We start from the raw sequence: 16,143 nt of genomic DNA, 5'->3' as shown, positions 1-16,143 counted from the left end.
CTTCGCTCACTCGGCGGGCAGCGCCGAGACCGGCCCCCACACCTGGAAGCGCAGCGGCACGCCGTCGACCTCTCCGTGCCCTGCGGGGACCGCCCCGGCGTCGACGAGGTAGACGACGATCCCGTACACCTCGTCGGTGCCCGACGGCGACCGGGGCCTGCCGGTCACCGCGGCGATCCCCATGCCCTGCACATCGGGGTAGCGGTCCCACAGGGCCGCCTGGTTCCGGTGCAGCGTCTCCTTCGCCCGGCGATAGGTCACGCCGTGGGCGGCGGAGGCCGACGGGGCAGGAGTCCCGGCCTCGCTACCCGTGCAGCCGGCGACGAGCGCACACCCGGCCAGCAGCACCGTCCGTCGTCGTATGCCCCGCCGCACCGGCGACCACCCCCCAGCCCCGGCCGTGTCAAGCGCGCGTCGACAGCATCGCCCTGACCGTCTTGCCGCCCGGCGGGTAGGGGACGGTCTCCCAGTGGTCGGTGAGCGCGGCGACCAGCAGCAGCCCGCGTCCGCCGGTCTCCAACGGGGCGTCGGGAGCCACCGGGCTCGGCAGCCGGTCGCCCCGGGCGTCGGTCACCTCGACGCCGACCCGCCCGCCGTCCGGGTCGTACACCAGCGTCAGCCGGAAGTCGCGCCCCGGCAGCCGCCCGTGCAGCACGGCGTTCGCGGCCAACTCCGCGACGACCAGCTCGGCACGCTCCGTGAGTTCCGGCGGGGCGCCCCAGGCGCTCAGCGCGGTGGCCCCGAGCAGCCGCGCGAGCCGCGCCCCGCGCCGCGTGGGGGAGAGCAGCTGGGTGAAGCTGTGCACAGACGTGTCCAGTTGGGGTCCGAGTCGGTTCATGTGGCCCAGCCTGGCCGCCGGGCGACGCCGGTCGCGAGCACCGGACCCCGTACGCGGAGTCAGCGTACGGGCACAGATGGTGGACAGTACGACCGCTCTGCCGCCACGCTGAGTGGCCGGTGCGTTACGAGCGGAAGGGTGGCGTATGGACATCATCGAGGAAGTCGAGGAAGAGGACGCGGCCGAGGAGGCCACTGCGCGGGAGCCGGACCCGTCGGACAGTCTGCGCACGTTCGGCGCGGTCGTCCAGGCCCTCCGGGAACACGCGGGCCTGAGCCGGACCGAGTTCGCCGGTCGGGTGCAGTACTCCAAACACACCGTCGAGTCGGTTGAGTTGGGCCGCCGGCTGGCGGACGAGTCGTTCGTGGAGCGCGCGGAGGAGGCCACCGGCAACACGGGCGCCCTGCGGAGGGCCGCGCGGTTCCTCAGCCGGGGTGAGGTGGGTCTCGCCGCGTGGTTCCGGCGCTGGGCCCGGCTGGAGCGGACGGCGGTCAGCCTGTGCACCTACGAGTGCCGGGTGGTGCCGGGGCTGTTGCAGTCGGAGGCGTACGCGCGGGCCGTCTTCGAGGGCACGATCCCCCTCCGGACGGACGACGAGCTGGAGGCCCAACTGGCCCAGCGGATGGACCGCCAGACGATGATGCGGGACCGGCCGAAGGTGCCGTTCAGCTTCATCGTCGAGGAGCACGTCTTCCGGCGGCGGTTCGGGAAAGCGGAGGTGATGCGTGGGCTGCTGGACCACGTCCTGGAGCTCACCTCGCCTCGGAACGTGACGTTGCAGGTACTTCCGGTTGAGGCCAACCTGCACGCCTGTCTGGACGGTCCGGTCCAGCTGCTGGAGACCCCGGAGGGAAAGCGGCTCGGCTACTCGGAGGGTCAGGAGAACGGGAGGCTGATCGCTGATCCCAAATCGGTAAGTCTGCTCTGCCATCGCTATGACACACTGCGCTCGCAGGCCCTGAGCCCGAATGAATCCCGGGGCCTGCTGGAGCGACTGCGAGGAGAGCTATGAGCGGCGGAACGACGGAACTTGCCTGGTTCAAGTCCAGCTACAGCGGCAGCCAGGGCGACAGCTGCGTGGAGATCGCCGTCGCCGAACAGGCCGTCCACGTAAGGGACTCCAAAGACGTGACCCGGCCGGCGTTCAACGTCGGGCGTCGCGGCTGGGCCCCGTTCGTGCGGTTCGTGGCGGTCGGCGGCCCGGAGCACTAGACAGCGCGCACCCCGGGCCGACGACCCAACGTCAGGTCCGGGGACGTCCGTTGACGCCCGCCAGGTCCCTCGGCGTGAGCGGGTTCATCGCCGTTACGTCGCGCGGGGACAGGGAGAAGCCCTGCCAGTGGACCGGCATGGGCTGCTGGTCCTCGTCGCGGGCGATGTGGTGGAAGCCGATGTTCACCCAGGTGATCGGGTGGGTCAGCGTCTGCCCGTTGGCGAACTTGTCCACGCTGGTGGGGGAGCCGTTGGGGCACCCCGGATTGTTGGACGCGTACTGCTCGCACGCCTTGTACTGCGTGAAGTACACGTCGTGCTTGGTGAACGGCCGCCCCGGGTGCTTCTGGCTGGCGCCGGGCACGATCTCGTACGAGCGCGGGTGGCCGTCCTTGTTCTTGCCCGCGGTGCTGACGATGCGCCACCACCGCATGTCCGTGCGGTCGCCGATGAGTTCCTTGGTGACCGGCGTGCGGCGGGTGCTGGTGGTCGGGCTGCCCCGGCCGCTCGGCGGGGTGACCTTGGAGTCGTACTGCTCGGCCTTGGTCTTGGTGGAGCCGTCGAGGTCGAAGTCCATCCGCCAGAAGACGTTGTGGGCGTGGCTCTCCGCCTTGGCCTGGGAGCCCTTGCCGATGGGCCAGCCGCGGTTGTCGCCGCCGTCGAAGTCGTAGGGCGAGAGGCTGCCGGTGGCGCCGACGTTGGAGCTGATCGTGCCGTCGGAGGCGAAGCGCCACTCGGTGATGTACTCGTACCAGGACGCCTTGTTGACGGTGTAGACGAGCAGGTCCTTGCCCTGCGACGTGTAGAGCTTGCCGTTGCCGTTGGTGCTGCCGTCGTTGTTGAGGCGGTAGGCGTGCCCGCGGGCGCGGGTGGTGACGCAGAGGCCCGAGACGGTCCCCCGGTCGGGGACCTTGACGGACTTGATGGTGCCGCCGGGGCACTCGCTGGGCGCGAGCTTCTGCAGCGCCTGCCCGAAGTCGGTGCCGGTGACGTCGTCGTACTCGGCCTGGCCGTCGTCGTAGGGGACGTGGACCTGGGCGAGGCGGGCGGTGGCGAGGACGCGGATGGGCTTGGCCTCGCCCTTGGGCTGGTAGCTCACCTTGTCCAGGACCAGCCCGGAGAGGGTGTTGTAGTGCCAGCACATGCGCCAGGTGGTGCCGCCGTCGAGGGTCTGCTCGATCCGGTAGGCGGTGCTGCAATCCGCCGGGGCCGCGGGTGCGGCCGGGGGCGCGGCGGCCGAGGGGCTCGCCAGGGCGAGCGGTGAGCCGAGCAGGGCGACGGCCCCGAGGATCGCCGCGGCCCGGCTCCGGGCATGCCGGAACTTACTGCCGTACGGGACATGCATGAGTGGTCGGCTCCTTCGCCGAAGGGAGAACAGGAAGGGGTCAGCCGAGCCGGCCGACGGAGCGGGCGCTGAGGTCGACGACGAAGGCGCGGGTGTCGATCCAGGGCCCGCCGTTCTTGACCTTGGCCACGACCTGGAGGCACCGGTGCTCGCCGCACACGTCCAGCTTGGCGGGGATCCGCTCGACGGTCTCCTTGCGGAAGACGAACCCGCTCAGTTCCAGCGCTTCGGGCCCGGACAGGGCCTTGCCGGTGGCCTTCTGGTAGTCCTGCTCGAGCCCCGCGCCGAGGGGGTCGCCGATCAGCACGCGCGCGGCCTCGGTCAACTCGTCCTGGCTGGGCGGCGGCTGCACCCGCCGGGCGGTGTTGGTCGCCGTGACCGTCCCGCTCTTCAGATCCACGGTCTTGGTGATGGTGACGTTGGCCTTGTAGTCGTAGTACATGATCTCGGCCCGCCGCACCCCCTTCCCCGTCGGATCCTCGGCGAGGTTCGTGGCGATGCGCTGCGGTCCCCGGTCCCCGTCCGCGTCCCGCGCGGAGGCGCTCAACCCGTTGCTGCGCAACGCGATCTGCTCGGCCCGAGCGGTCTCCGCGTCGGTCAGCGGATCACTCCCGACCCCGTGCTCCCCGTCCACCGCCGCGGCCTCGACCTTCCCGTCGGGCGCCACGGCGTCCCGGCCGGCCGCGCCCACGGAGGCGGTGCGTCCCCCGTCCTCGCTCTGCCCCGACAGCGTGACCCCCAACACCAGCGCCCCCGCCACCACGGCGAGCGACCCGCCGGCTATGACCTTGCCGAGATGGCGTTCGATAACGTGCCGCACATAGACCTCCTGTCCGCTCCGCACCCGTTCCCCCGGGTACGTCGACTGTGCGTTCAGGCGGATAGATGGTCACAACTGGCAAAGCGTTGCCTGCCGTTGCCGACCTGTTCCACTCGGGTAGTCGCGGCGCTACAGTGAGTGTTCCCCACGGGCCGACGGGCGGGAGCCTGCCATGGCAACAGCCGCTATCCGACGACGCCGGGCGCTCACCGCCGCGGTGGCCTGCGTCCTCACCCTCGTCGCCGCCGGGCAGGCGCCCCAGGCCCGGGCGAGCGTCTCGGGACCGGCCTCCGCGCAGGTCACCGAGAAGTCCTACAACTGGGGCGGGTACATCCTCCGCCAGCCGGGCCTGACGAAGATCACCGCGCATCTGCGCGTGCCCGTCGCCGACTGCACCGCCCAGGGAGACGGGCAGTACACGAACGCGGCCTTCTGGATCGGCCTCGACGGCGGGCTGCCGACCGGGCAGAACACCTCCATCGAGCAGGCCGGGGTGGACGTCAACTGCCTGGAGGAGGTGCCGCAGTACAACGCCTGGTGGGAGGTGGAGGGCCCGTCGGAGGACTCGGGGTCGAACACGATTCCCAAGACGGTGCGGCCCGGTGACTTCATCAAGATCGCCGTCGAGCACGTGTCCGGCGCCCAGTTCCGCTTCAACGTCGTCGACTACGGGCCGGTGGACAACACGGACGGTCAGCCCGTCTGGAGCTTCGAGACGTTCGCCTCCGTGCCGGGCATCGTGACGCCCCAGCTCAACTCGGCGGAGGCGGTGGTGGAACGCCCCGTGGACGGCCGGTGGCTGTACCCGCTGACCCGGTTCGGCGACTTCGACTTCCTGCGGGTGAAGGTCAACCGGGCGGCGCTGCGGGACTATCCCGAGGCCGACCTGGTGCGCAAGCAGCTCGTGCAGAACACCGGCCTCGACCCCTCCGGCGCCAACCTGCTCGCCGACACCGGCCCCCTGCTGGAGGGAGCCGGCGACGCCTTCCACATCCTCTGGCGGCACTACGGCACGACCCGCACCCCCTGACGGCGTCAGATGTCCCGGAACGTCTCGATCTGCGCCCCCACCGAGTTCAGCCGCTCCGCCAGCTCCTCGTAACCCCGGTTGATGACATAGACGTTGCGCAGCACCGACGTGCCCTCCGCCGCCATCATCGCCAACAGGACGACCACCGCGGGGCGCAGCGCGGGCGGGCACATCATCTCGGCCGCGCGCCAGCGGGTGGGGCCCTCGACCAGGACGCGGTGGGGGTCGAGGAGTTGGAGGCGGCCGCCGAGGCGGTTGAGGTCGGTCAGGTAGATGGCGCGGTTGTCGTAGACCCAGTCGTGGATCAGGGTCTTGCCCTGCGCGGCGGCGGCGATGGCCGCGAAGAAGGGGACGTTGTCGATGTTCAGGCCCGGGAAGGGCATCGGGTGGATCTTGTCGATCGGGGCCTCGAGCTTGGAGGGGCGGACCGTCAGGTCGAGGAGGCGGGTGCGGCCGTTGTCCGCCATGTACTCCGGCGTGCGGTCGTGGTCCAGGCCCATCTCCTCCAGGACCGCCAGCTCGATCTCCAGGAACTCGATGGGGACGCGGCGGACCGTCAGCTCCGACTCCGTCACGACCGCCGCGGCCAGCAGGCTCATCGCCTCGACCGGGTCCTCGGAGGGCGAGTAGTCCACGTCGACGTCGATCGACGGCACGCCGTGCACGGTGAGGGTGGTGGTGCCGACGCCCTCGACCCGCACGCCCAGGGCCTCCAGGAAGAAGCAGAGGTCCTGGACCATGTAGTTGGAGGAGGCGTTGCGGATGACGGTGACGCCGTCGTGCCGCGCGGCGGCGAGCAGCGCGTTCTCGGTAACCGTGTCGCCGCGCTCGGTCAGCACGATCGGGCGGGTGGAGCGCACCGTGCGGTCGACCACCGCGTGGTAGTGGCCCTCGGTCGCGGCCACTTCGAGGCCGAAGCGGCGCAGCGCGATCATGTGCGGCTCGATGGTCCGGGTGCCGAGGTCGCAGCCGCCCGCGTAGGGGAGCTTGAAGCGGTCCATGCGGTGCAGCAGCGGGCCGAGGAACATGATGATCGAGCGGGTGCGTACGGCGGCCTCCGCGTCGATGGCCGCCATGTCGAGGTCGGCCGGCGGCACGATCTCCAGGTCGACGCCGTCGTTGATCCAACGGGTGCGCACACCGATGGAGTTGAGGACCTCCAGGAGGCGGTAGACCTCCTCGATGCGGGCGACCCGGCGCAGCACCGTGCGCCCCGCGTTGAGCAGCGAGGCGCACAGCAGGGCCACACAGGCGTTCTTGCTCGTCTTGACGTCGATGGCCCCGGAGAGGCGGCGACCGCCGACCACACGCAGGTGCATCGGGCCCGCGTAGCCGAGGGAGACGATCTCGCTGTCCAGCGCTTCGCCGATCCGCGCGATCATCTCAAGGCTGATGTTCTGGTTGCCCCGCTCGATGCGGTTGACGGCGCTCTGGCTGGTGCCGAGCGCCTCCGCGAGCTGGCTCTGCGTCCATCCGCGGTGCTGGCGGGCGTCACGGATGAGCTTGCCGATGCGTACGAGGTAGTCGTCTGCCATGAGGCCGAGGTTATCTCAGATATGAGATGCCGCCTCTCGGGGGAGCCGTTCGGGTGACCCCCACGGTCCCCGAGGCCCCCGGGCCGTCAGTGGCGCTTGGCCTTCGTCGTGCGGCGCCAGCCGAACGGCCCGGGCAGGTCCATCGACGTCGTACGGCGCCCGGTGCTGCTGTGCGTGTGCCGGGGGCCGTTCTTGCCGCCGGTCGTGACGGACCACGACTTGCGGTTGATGTTCAGGCGGACTCCCGGCAGAATCCGAAAGCTCTTGCGGAAGGTGAGCGGCATCGTGCCTCCTTGTGGTCGCGTCGCTGACGACCGCTTACCCCGCCCGGATCCGAAGATGGCCGCCCGGCCGCGCCGGTGCCTACCTCAATTGCCGGTCCTCAGATGCCGGTTGAAGAACGCCGCCGCCGCGTCCCCCGCGAACTGCGGCACGCCCTTGTGGCCGCCCATGTTGGCGTGCAGGGTCTTCTCCGCGGAGCCGAAGGCGTCGAAGAGGTCGAGCGAGGTCTGCCGGTCGTTGCCCTCGTCGTCCCACTGGAGCAGCACGTGCAGCGGGACGGTGACCTGGCGGGCCTCCTCGAACATCGCCGCGGGCACGAGGCTCCCGGCGAACAGGACGGCCGCCTTGATGCGCGGCTCGACCTGCGCGAGCCGGACGCCGAGGGAGATCACCCCGCCCGACCAGCCGACCGGGCCGTCGATCCCGGGCAGCGCGAGCAGGGCGTCCAGGGCGGCCTGCCACTCGGGGGCCGACTCCTCCACGAGCGGGAGGACCAGCGCGTCGACGATCTCGCCGCCGACCGGCTCACCGGCCCGCACGGCCCGGAGCAACTCGGCGCGGGCCTGCTCCGCGGCGGGCCGCCGGGGCCGGTCGCCGCGTCCGGGCAGTTCGAGGGTGGCCGAGGCGAAGCCGTCCGCCGCGGCGTGCCGGGCCCGCCCCGCGAAGCGGGGGTACATCTGGTGCATGTCGAGCCCGGGGTTGCCGAGCAGGATCAGCGGCGCCGGCGCGGCGGCGGAGGCGGAAGCGGGCGTCCAGAGGATGCCGGGGACCCCGCCGAGGGTGAACCCGCGCTCGAGGACGCCGTCGTCGAGACGCCGCTCGGCGGTGAAGGTGAAGGAATCAGGGTGCACGGTCGTGCCTTTCCGGAATGCGCGTGGAACGGCGCTCCCGGACGACCTACCGCCCGACCGTGACCCCGGAGGGGAGCACCCATGTCGATACTGCGTTCACGGGTACCACCTCCTCGTTCTCTCGCACGGCCTCCGGCAGGTTAGCAGCGGCCCTCAGGGGGCCGCCACGGGTTTCGGCTCCGCCCCGGACACCTGGCGGTCGGCGAGCCCGTACAGCACGGCGGTGCCGGTCGCACCGGCGGTCACGAGCAGCAGGCCGCCCGCGCTCAGCGGGGCCAGCAGGCCGGCCAGGGCGGCACCCAGGGACGCGGCGCCGATCTTGATGCCGGCCACGGTGACGAAGATCTGGGCCCGCGCCCCGGCCGGGGCGTAGCGCGCCCGCGCGGTGAGGGTGGCGGCCACGAAGGGGCCGTTGCAGACCCCCGCGAGCGCCAGCGCGACCAGGGCGGCCCCGTACGCCGGGACCAGGCCGCTCACCGCGACGGCGACCGCGGCCAGGGCCACGCAGCGCACCACCGTGCCCTCCGGCTCGCCCCGCAGCGGGCGCAGGCTGACGGCGAGCGAGCCGGCCAGCGTGCCGAGGCCGAACGCGGCCTGCAGGATGCCGCCCCCGCTCGCCCCGTGCCCGAGGGCGTCGCTCAGCGTCGGCGTCACCACCGGCAGCATCCCCATGCCGACCGCGGGCCAGGAAGGTCACCGCGGACACCCGCCGCAGGGGACCGGTCGTCGCCATCAGGCGCAGCGTCCGGCCCACCGACAGTCCCGCCGCCTTCACACCGCCGGTCCGGGCGAGCGGCGGGAGCCAGCGCGGCAAGGCGTGGGCCTTCGAACAGGCGATGGGTCTCGTCTGGTACTACGCCGAGAGCAATCCGGCGATGAGCGGCATGGGGCGCCGGACACTCGACCGCATTCTGGAGTCGCTGTCCTTCGACTAGGAAGTTAGTCCGGTGCAACGCCCTGACCTGGGGCGACTATGTTGGTTGTCAAGCGATCAGCTTGTCATTTAACGGTCGGCGTCGAACGGCACTTCCCGCCGGTATGTCAGTCCCACGCGTTGAAGAGGACTCCACCCAACGTGGTGATGCCGTAGAAGCGGACCTCACGCCACTCGCCCTTTGTGAGCACTGAGGTGTCCACGTCGGAGAGCGGGGTGGCGAGTCGTTCGCTGCTCAGGACCGTGAATCCCGCGTCTGTGAAGGCGTGAGCCCACGGCGGCGGTGTGAGGAAGTCCTCTCCGTACCAGTCCCGCCGCGCCTTGGCGAAGGCGACCCAGGGGTGGTGAGCATGGCACAGGACGATGTTCTCGCCTTCGCGTCCGACGACCGTTGCGGTGTGGAAGGTGCGGGGGTACGCCCGTGCTTCCACCTCACCTACTTCGCCCCCAGCGACGCGGGCAGCGGCATACAGAGCGGCGCGGAACGCCGACAGGTCAGTCTCGGGAAGAGGGCCGTCCTTCGGCCGGTAGAAACCTGTCGCCCCTCGCGGCAGCATGAAGCCGTCGTTCCCCTCGTTGGCCATGCCGCTCATTCTGCCTGGTGCGGAACACATCCAATGTTGAGAGGTCTTGAGTTTCCAGTTCCTGCTGCGCGTCGCGGCTTGGTGCCCACCTTGTGATGTGCGGGGCGGTTATACGCCTCGCCGGTAGCGAGGAGTCTGCCAACGTCATGCTGGGTGGCGGGGCGGCGGTTTTTCGAGCCGGGCGGCCTGCCCGGTCCGGGGCGTGAGGGTTTCGGTGCACCGGCTGGGGACCCGGTTTTCGCGTGCAGGTTCCTGAACCCTCTGCGGACGCGGGCGGGTGTCAGTCTGTTCGGTTCGGTCGGTTTCTCCCAGGGCCTGCGGAGGTCGGTGGCCAAGGGGCGCGCGAGCCGGAGCTGGGCGTAGGCGGCGATCACGAGCCAGGTCCACCGGTCGGCCGCTTCTGGGCTGCGGAGCCGGGGCTTGGTCCAGCCGAGCGTCTGCTTGAACAGGCGGAAGGTGTGCTCGATGTCGAAGCGGCGGAGGAAGGATTGCCAGCAGCGGTCGGCATCGGCTTCGGTGGCGCCGGTGCGCGACCACCACAGCCAGACCGGCTTGTTGACCCCGCCGCTGGGAAGTTTCTCCACGACCAGGCGGATGACGGTGCCCTCGATGGTGGGCAGCGGCCCGCGGTGGTCGAGCCATGCGGCCCGGCGGGTCAGCCGCGGGTGCAGCCGGTCCCACGCCTGCGTGGTCGCCTTCCCGTAGAGCCGGGTGTCGGTGACCGTCACGGCCTGCTCGGTGCCCCAGGTCGTGGGATCGCCGAAGACGAACTCACCGCCGTGCTTGGGCGGCCGGCCGCCCTTGGGGTTAGCCAGGTGGAACTCCTCGCGGGAGGGGGCCGGCCGTCGCATTACGCGGTCCGAACGGAGCCTGCCGAGGATCTCGACGGGCAGCCCGGCCAGCAGGTGGGCGATGCGCGGGGAGTCGTATCCGGCGTCCAGCACGACCAGGACCTCCGGGTCACCCGGCCGCCACTGGCCTGCGGCAACGAGGCGCTCGATGACCTCGCGGATCTGCACCGTGGTCACCGCGGCGACGTCCGAGCCGGGCTCCAGGCGGACCGCATCCAGCACTGCCGTCCACGAGGTACGGCCGCTCTCCAGCGCGGCCACCACCGAGTACGGCCAGCCGGGCACCATCTGATGCTTGCCCTCGCCCCGGCCGAAGGTGTGGCAAAAGGACCGGTCAGCACAGGTATTGGCGTCCGGTCGCAGCCACCGCGAGACATCCACCGCCAGCACGAGGCGACCGTCCGCCGCCCTCGGCAGCGGCACCCCGGCCAGGGCCCGACGCAGCCGGGCAACGTCGATCCGGCCCTGATTGAGGCCGCCGTACAGAGCGCCGTGCCCACGGCGATGTTCGGGGGCGAGCGCGAGATCGACCAGCGTCCGCACCGGACCGTCCGTGCACAGCAGCGCGTCGCACAACTCAAACAACGCGTTGCTCCGCGAGGTCAGACACGCGTACAGCTCCGACCGGAAGTGTGACACTCCCGCGAACGCATCCCGCCCGACATCCTGATGCACCAGACTCACGACCACGGCCTTCACGCTGATCCACTCTGTGACGGAGCACAGGATCAGACGAAGGCCGCCTACACGTCTGCTGAATTGCGAAAGCACTGATCAAGTTCGAGCCGCGTTCGACGTCGGACCATAAATGACAAGATCAGCTCTTGATGAGGATCTCTGGACCAGGCCGCGGTCGTTCTTCGTGCTCGGCAGGAGGCCGTCTTGGCTTCGATGACGGCGGAGGGGATGACCGCCCCCGTGGATGGTGGTGCCCACGCGGTCAGCTTGCGGTTTGCTCGGTGGGGAAGTCGGCGCTGAGGGTCAATTCCCGCCAGTGGTCGAAAGTGGTTTTGAGGGAGTCGAGCTTGGCGGTGGCGAGGTCGTATGCGGCTTTGCCCAGCAGCAGGCGTAGCGGGGGTTCTTCGGCCGTGACCGCGTCGATGACGGCTTGGGCGGCGCGTGCCGGATCCCCGGGCTGGTGGCCGTAGGTGGCCAGGGTGCTGGTGCGCCGTGTGCCCGCGGTCGCGGCATAGTCGGCGATGGTGGTGGCGGACTGGCGCATGGAAGGCCCGGACCAGTTGGTGCGGAACGCGGCGGGTTCGACGATCGTCACCTTGATGCCGAGTGGGGCGACCTCGGCGGCGAGGGACTCGGAGAGACCTTCCACGGCGAACTTGCTGGCGTGGTAGTAGCCGGTGGCGCCGAAGCCGACCAGGCCCCCGAGGGAGGACACGTTCACAATGTGGCCGGTGCGACGGGCTCGCATGCCGGGCAGGACGGCATTGGTGGTGTCCACCAGACCGAAGACGTTGGTGTCGAACAAGGCGCGGACCTCCTTGTCCTCGCCCTCCTCGACTGCGGCGAGGTAGCCGTAACCCGCGTTGTTGACCAGCACGTCGATCTGCCCGAAGGTGGCCTGTGCCCGGCCGACTGCGTCGGCGACCTGTTCGGCGTCGGTGACGTCCAGCGTCAGGACGATGGCGCGTTCCTCGTGCCCGGCGATCACGTCGGCGGCCTTGTCGGGGTTCCGGGCCGTGACCACCGCCCGCCAGCCGTTTTCCAGCACGGTGCGGGCCAGCTCCCGGCCCAAGCCGGAGGAGCAGCCGGTGATGAACCAGACGGGGGAATCAGTGGAAGTCATGCGGGATGTGTCCTTCGTCTTGAGTGTTCGGTGCTTCGGTGAGGGCGAGGCTGCCCAGCAGGGCCAGTGACTGCTCGGCGGCACTGCCGGGTTCGGCTCGGTAGACCACCAGGTGCTGACCGGGCGCGCTGTTGACGGAGAAGGTCTCGAAGTTGAGAGTCAGGTCGCCGACCAGGGCGTGGTGAAAACGTTTGGCCGAGGCAGTTTTGGCCCGGACCTCGTGGCGCGCCCACATGCGGGCGAAGTCCGGGTTTTGTACGGCCAGTTCACCCACCAGCTCCTGCAACCGCTGATCGTCCGGGGCCGGATTCGCGGCCCGCAACGCGGCCACGCACCCCTGCGCCACAGCAGCCCAGTCGCGGTAGAAGTCCTGCGCGGCGGGGTTGAGGAACATGCCTGTGATCAGACTCGTCTCCATGCCGAGCCAGGAGAACAGCGCCTCGCCCAGGGAGTTGACGGCCAGCAGGTCGAGATAGCGGCCGTAGACCAGAGCGGGTGTGTCCGCCCAGGTGTCCAGCAAGGACACCAGCTGTGGGCCGGCGTACTCCCGGGCCGCAGCCGGGGGCCGCCCGGGCTGCGGCGGATCGACGATGGCGCGCAGGTAGGCGGCTTCCTCGTCGTCCAGCAGAAGTGCGGCCGCCAATGCCCTTTGGACCTGAGGAGAGGGATTGCGTTCGCGTCCCTGTTCCAACCGCACGTAGTAGTCGGTGCTCACCCCGGCGAGGACGGCGATCTCCTCGCGGCGCAGACCAGGGGTGCGGCGTGTCCCCGCAGGCATCCCGTGGTCCTGGGGGCGCACCAGCGCACGCCGGGCCCGCAGGAAGTCGCTCAGCCGGTTCATGTCCATGCCTGGCAACCTACGGGCCCGCACCGCCAACCGGGTGGCCCTGCCACACCCACCCACCCCCGACGGGAGGACCAACCGTTGTTCGCAGGCCCCTGCACAGCTGTCTCACACGACCGGGTTCGATGACAAAAAAGCCCAAACGGCTGGGTTCGCCGGCAAAAGACTCGGTTCGATGGCAGAGGACAGTCGCCGGGCATGACCGACCGCGCCCTCATGTATTAGAGTTATCTCGACATCGAGATATCTGCCGAAGGCGCACCGCGACCGCCACCCCGGTAAGGGCAACCTAACTTAGCCTTACCTTAGCGGATTGGACAGGGGGTGTGGCGGCAGGATGCGGTGGAACGCGCACATGAATGAAGGAGACTGTCGTGTCGGCGAACAGCTTCGACGCCCGCAGCACGCTGCACGTGGGTGACGAGTCGTACGAGATCTTCCGGCTGGACAAGGTCGAGGGCTCCGCGCGCCTTCCCTACAGCCTGAAGGTGCTGCTGGAGAACCTGCTCCGCACCGAGGACGGCGCGAACATCACCGCCGACCACATCCGCGCCCTCGGCGGCTGGGACTCGCAGGCCCAGCCGTCGCAGGAGATCCAGTTCACGCCCGCCCGCGTGATCATGCAGGACTTCACCGGCGTGCCCTGCGTCGTGGACCTCGCCACCATGCGCGAGGCCGTCAAGGAGCTGGGCGGCGACGCGGCCCGCATCAACCCGCTGGCCCCCGCCGAGCTGGTCATCGACCACTCGGTCATCGCCGACAAGTTCGGCACCGATGACGCCTTCAAGGTCAACGTCGACCTGGAGTACGGCCGCAACAAGGAGCGCTACCAGTTCCTGCGCTGGGGCCAGACCGCGTTCGACGAGTTCAAGGTCGTCCCGCCCGGCACCGGCATCGTGCACCAGGTCAACATCGAGCACCTGGCCCGCGTCGTCATGATCCGGGACGGCAAGGCGTACCCCGACACCCTGGTCGGCACCGACTCGCACACCACCATGGTCAACGGCCTCGGCGTCCTCGGCTGGGGCGTCGGCGGCATCGAGGCCGAGGCCGCGATGCTCGGCCAGCCGGTCTCCATGCTCATCCCGCGCGTCGTCGGCTTCAAGCTGACCGGCGAGCTGCAACCCGGCACCACCGCCACCGACCTCGTGCTCACCATCACCGAGATGCTGCGCAAGCACGGCGTCGTCGGCAAGTTCGTCGAGTTCTACGGCGAGGGCGTGGCCGCCACCAGCCTCGCCAACCGCGCCACCATCGGCAACATGTCCCCGGAGTTCGGCTCCACCGCGGCGATCTTCCCGATCGACGACGAGACGCTGAACTACCTGCGCCTGACCGGCCGCAGCGACCAGCAGGTCGCGCTGGTCGAGGCGTACGCCAAGGAGCAGGGCCTCTGGCTGGACCCGCAGGCCGAGCCGGACTTCTCCGAGAAGCTGGAGCTGGACCTCTCCACGGTCGTCCCCTCCATCGCCGGCCCGAAGCGCCCGCAGGACCGCATCGTCCTCGCGAACGCCGCCGAGCAGTTCAAGCAGGACGTGCGCAACTACGTCAACGACGAGTACGAGGCCAGCAAGGAGTCCTTCCCGGGCTCCGACGCCCCGTCCAGCATCCCGAACGGCACGCCGTCCAACCCGGTCCTGGTCACCGCCCCCGACGGCTCGACCTACGAGCTGGACCACGGCGCCGTCACCGTCGCGGCCATCACCTCCTGCACCAACACCTCCAACCCGTACGTCATGGTCGCCGCCGCGCTGGTGGCCAAGAAGGCGGTGGAGAAGGGCCTGACCCGCAAGCCGTGGGTCAAGACCACCCTCGCCCCGGGCTCCAAGGTCGTCACCGACTACTTCGAGAAGTCGGGCCTGACCCCGTACCTGGACAAGGTCGGCTTCAACCTCGTCGGCTACGGCTGCACCACCTGCATCGGCAACTCCGGCCCGCTGCCGGAGGAGGTCTCCAAGGCCGTCAACGACCACGACCTCGCCGTCACCTCGGTCCTCTCCGGCAACCGGAACTTCGAGGGCCGCATCAACCCCGACGTGAAGATGAACTACCTGGCCTCCCCGCCGCTGGTGGTCGCCTACGCGCTGGCCGGTTCGATGAAGGTCGACATCACCAAGGACGCCCTCGGCGCCGACCAGGACGGCAACCCGGTCTTCCTGAAGGACATCTGGCCCTCCGAGGCCGAGGTCAACGAGGTCGTCGCCTCCGCCATCGGCGAGGACATGTTCTCCAAGTCCTACAGCGACGTCTTCGCCGGCGACGCCCAGTGGCAGGCGCTGCCCATCCCGACCGGCGACACCTTCGAGTGGGACGCCGAGTCCACCTACGTGCGCAAGCCCCCGTACTTCGAGGGCATGGCCATGGAGCCGTCCCCGGTCGAGGACATCTCCGGCGCCCGGGTGCTCGCCAAGCTCGGCGACTCGGTCACCACCGACCACATCTCCCCGGCCGGCGCCATCAAGGCCGACACCCCGGCCGGCAAGTACCTCACCGAGCACGGTGTGGAGCGCCGCGACTTCAACAGCTACGGCTCGCGCCGCGGCAACCACGAGGTCATGATCCGCGGCACGTTCGCCAACATCCGCCTGCGCAACCAGATCGCGCCGGGCACCGAGGGCGGCTACACCCGCGACTTCACCCAGGGCGACGGCCCCGTGTCGTTCATCTACGACGCCTCGCGCAACTACATCGAGCAGGACATCCCGCTGGTCGTCCTGGCCGGCAAGGAGTACGGCTCCGGATCGTCCCGCGACTGGGCCGCCAAGGGCACCGCGCTGCTCGGCGTCAAGGCCGTCGTCGCCGAGTCCTACGAGCGCATCCACCGCTCCAACCTCATCGGCATGGGCGTCCTGCCGCTGCAGTACCCGGAGGGCAACACCGCGTCCTCGCTCGGCCTCACCGGCGAGGAGACCTTCTCCGTCTCCGGCGTCACCGAGCTGAACGACGGCACCACGCCCCGCACGGTCAAGGTCACCACCGACACCGGCGTGGAGTTCGACGCGGTCGTCCGCATCGACACCCCCGGCGAGGCCGACTACTACCGCAACGGCGGCATCATGCAGTACGTGCTGCGCAGCCTGCTCCGGAAGTAGCCGCAAAGGCACGCGAGAAGGGGCCGTGGCCCCCCGGGGGGCCCCCCCGGGGCCCGCCCCCCCCCCCCCCCCCCGCGGCGCCCCCCCCCCCCCCCCCCCCCCCCCCCCCCGGGTGGGCCCCCCC

16 protein-coding genes and 1 pseudogene are annotated in these 16,143 nt (G+C 70.2%); 5 read left to right on the top strand and 12 right to left on the bottom strand.

From position 1 onward, the window contains the following. Positions 1-6: 6 nt before the first annotated feature. Positions 7-261 (bottom strand): hypothetical protein, encoded by a 255-nt coding sequence (locus tag ACGFZL_RS12455; protein ID WP_393690908.1) that lies wholly within the window; start codon positions 259-261, stop codon positions 7-9. A gap of 142 nt (positions 262-403) precedes the next feature. After that, positions 404-838, bottom strand: coding sequence for an ATP-binding protein (locus ACGFZL_RS12450; protein ID WP_393690906.1), 435 nt, complete (start codon positions 836-838; stop codon positions 404-406). A 145-nt stretch (positions 839-983) separates the two neighbouring features. On the opposite strand from ACGFZL_RS12450, the gene ACGFZL_RS12445 reads away from it, so the two are divergent. Both ACGFZL_RS12445 and ACGFZL_RS12440 read left to right on the top strand, forming a co-directional pair. Continuing rightward, positions 984-1,850 (top strand): helix-turn-helix domain-containing protein, encoded by an 867-nt coding sequence (locus ACGFZL_RS12445; protein WP_393690904.1) that lies wholly within the window; start codon positions 984-986, stop codon positions 1,848-1,850. After that, positions 1,847-2,050 carry a DUF397 domain-containing protein gene (locus ACGFZL_RS12440; RefSeq protein ID WP_393690902.1) on the top strand — a complete coding sequence of 68 codons (204 nt, stop codon included), beginning with the start codon at positions 1,847-1,849 and terminating at the stop codon, positions 2,048-2,050. The genes ACGFZL_RS12445 and ACGFZL_RS12440 overlap by 4 nt, the downstream gene beginning before the upstream one ends. A 31-nt stretch (positions 2,051-2,081) precedes the next feature. On the opposite strand, the gene ACGFZL_RS12435 is transcribed toward ACGFZL_RS12440, so the two are convergent. Beyond that, positions 2,082-3,395, bottom strand: a complete 1,314-nt coding sequence (locus ACGFZL_RS12435; RefSeq protein WP_393690900.1) for a copper amine oxidase — start codon at positions 3,393-3,395, stop codon at positions 2,082-2,084. A gap of 40 nt (positions 3,396-3,435) precedes the next feature. Further along, complete coding sequence (locus ACGFZL_RS12430) at positions 3,436-4,215, bottom strand: Tat pathway signal sequence domain protein (protein ID WP_393690898.1); 780 nt, start codon at positions 4,213-4,215, stop codon at positions 3,436-3,438. Between the two features lie 172 nt (positions 4,216-4,387). Here ACGFZL_RS12430 and ACGFZL_RS12425 point away from each other — a divergent pair, with 172 nt between their 5' ends. Beyond that, positions 4,388-5,245, top strand: coding sequence for a G1 family glutamic endopeptidase (locus ACGFZL_RS12425; RefSeq protein WP_393690896.1), 858 nt, complete (start codon positions 4,388-4,390; stop codon positions 5,243-5,245). Positions 5,246-5,250: 5 nt separating this feature from the next. Here ACGFZL_RS12425 and ACGFZL_RS12420 read toward each other — a convergent pair whose 3' ends face one another. The 4 genes from ACGFZL_RS12420 to ACGFZL_RS12405 all read right to left on the bottom strand — a co-directional run bounded on the left by ACGFZL_RS12420 (position 5,251) and on the right by ACGFZL_RS12405 (position 8,567). Next, a complete protein-coding gene (locus tag ACGFZL_RS12420; protein WP_355170704.1) occupies positions 5,251-6,780 on the bottom strand; it encodes a UDP-N-acetylglucosamine 1-carboxyvinyltransferase in 1,530 nt (509 codons plus the stop codon). Between the two features lie 86 nt (positions 6,781-6,866). Beyond that, complete coding sequence (locus ACGFZL_RS12415) at positions 6,867-7,064, bottom strand: DUF4236 domain-containing protein (protein ID WP_355170706.1); 198 nt, start codon at positions 7,062-7,064, stop codon at positions 6,867-6,869. A gap of 84 nt (positions 7,065-7,148) precedes the next feature. After that, entirely contained in the window at positions 7,149-7,913 is a 765-nt protein-coding gene (locus tag ACGFZL_RS12410; RefSeq protein ID WP_393690893.1) for an alpha/beta hydrolase, read from the bottom strand. Between the two features lie 153 nt (positions 7,914-8,066). Continuing rightward, the gene (locus ACGFZL_RS12405; protein ID WP_393690891.1) at positions 8,067-8,567 is read right to left on the bottom strand and encodes a hypothetical protein; all 501 of its coding nucleotides are present in this window, start codon (positions 8,565-8,567) and stop codon (positions 8,067-8,069) included. Positions 8,568-8,716: 149 nt separating this feature from the next. Here ACGFZL_RS12405 and ACGFZL_RS12400 point away from each other — a divergent pair. Next, positions 8,717-8,848 (top strand): annotated as a pseudogene (locus tag ACGFZL_RS12400) (aminoglycoside phosphotransferase); the annotation flags it as partial. Positions 8,849-8,954: 106 nt separating this feature from the next. On the opposite strand, the gene ACGFZL_RS12395 reads toward ACGFZL_RS12400, so the two are convergent. From ACGFZL_RS12395 to ACGFZL_RS12380, 4 genes are all read right to left on the bottom strand, one after another. Beyond that, entirely contained in the window at positions 8,955-9,431 is a 477-nt protein-coding gene (locus ACGFZL_RS12395) for a hypothetical protein (RefSeq protein ID WP_393690889.1), read from the bottom strand. A 5-nt stretch (positions 9,432-9,436) separates the two neighbouring features. Next, positions 9,437-10,966 (bottom strand): NF041680 family putative transposase, encoded by a 1,530-nt coding sequence (locus ACGFZL_RS12390; RefSeq protein WP_393691229.1) that lies wholly within the window; start codon positions 10,964-10,966, stop codon positions 9,437-9,439. Positions 10,967-11,222: 256 nt separating this feature from the next. Further along, a complete protein-coding gene (locus ACGFZL_RS12385) occupies positions 11,223-12,083 on the bottom strand; it encodes an oxidoreductase (RefSeq protein WP_393690887.1) in 861 nt (286 codons plus the stop codon). Beyond that, a complete protein-coding gene (locus tag ACGFZL_RS12380) occupies positions 12,070-12,930 on the bottom strand; it encodes a helix-turn-helix domain-containing protein (RefSeq protein ID WP_393690885.1) in 861 nt (286 codons plus the stop codon). The genes ACGFZL_RS12385 and ACGFZL_RS12380 overlap by 14 nt, the downstream gene beginning before the upstream one ends. A 371-nt stretch (positions 12,931-13,301) precedes the next feature. Between ACGFZL_RS12380 and acnA the strand changes: the two genes are divergently transcribed. Then, on the top strand, positions 13,302-16,019 hold the full coding sequence (gene acnA, locus ACGFZL_RS12375; protein WP_393690883.1) for an aconitate hydratase AcnA: 2,718 nt from the start codon (positions 13,302-13,304) through the stop codon (positions 16,017-16,019). Positions 16,020-16,143 lie beyond the last annotated feature (124 nt).

This window comes from Streptomyces sp. NPDC048182, assembly GCF_043202555.1.
Classification (GTDB): Bacteria; Actinomycetota; Actinomycetes; order Streptomycetales; family Streptomycetaceae; genus Streptomyces.
Note: the sequence above shows the minus strand (reverse complement) of the source record. Positions and strands in the feature narration are given on the sequence as shown.

Bases quoted from the DNA above. Each gene is read 5' to 3' on its own strand.
- ACGFZL_RS12450 (WP_393690906.1), bottom strand. From the start codon at position 838: ATGAACCGACTCGGACCCCAACTGGACACGTCTGTGCACAGCTTCACC.
- ACGFZL_RS12445 (WP_393690904.1), top strand. From the start codon at position 984: ATGGACATCATCGAGGAAGTCGAGGAAGAGGACGCGGCCGAGGAGGCC.
- ACGFZL_RS12440 (WP_393690902.1), top strand. From the start codon at position 1,847: ATGAGCGGCGGAACGACGGAACTTGCCTGGTTCAAGTCCAGCTACAGC.
- ACGFZL_RS12435 (WP_393690900.1), bottom strand. From the start codon at position 3,395: ATGCATGTCCCGTACGGCAGTAAGTTCCGGCATGCCCGGAGCCGGGCC.
- ACGFZL_RS12425 (WP_393690896.1), top strand. From the start codon at position 4,388: ATGGCAACAGCCGCTATCCGACGACGCCGGGCGCTCACCGCCGCGGTG.
- ACGFZL_RS12420 (WP_355170704.1), bottom strand. From the start codon at position 6,780: ATGGCAGACGACTACCTCGTACGCATCGGCAAGCTCATCCGTGACGCC.
- ACGFZL_RS12415 (WP_355170706.1), bottom strand. From the start codon at position 7,064: ATGCCGCTCACCTTCCGCAAGAGCTTTCGGATTCTGCCGGGAGTCCGC.
- ACGFZL_RS12395 (WP_393690889.1), bottom strand. From the start codon at position 9,431: ATGGCCAACGAGGGGAACGACGGCTTCATGCTGCCGCGAGGGGCGACA.
- ACGFZL_RS12385 (WP_393690887.1), bottom strand. From the start codon at position 12,083: ATGACTTCCACTGATTCCCCCGTCTGGTTCATCACCGGCTGCTCCTCC.
- ACGFZL_RS12380 (WP_393690885.1), bottom strand. From the start codon at position 12,930: ATGGACATGAACCGGCTGAGCGACTTCCTGCGGGCCCGGCGTGCGCTG.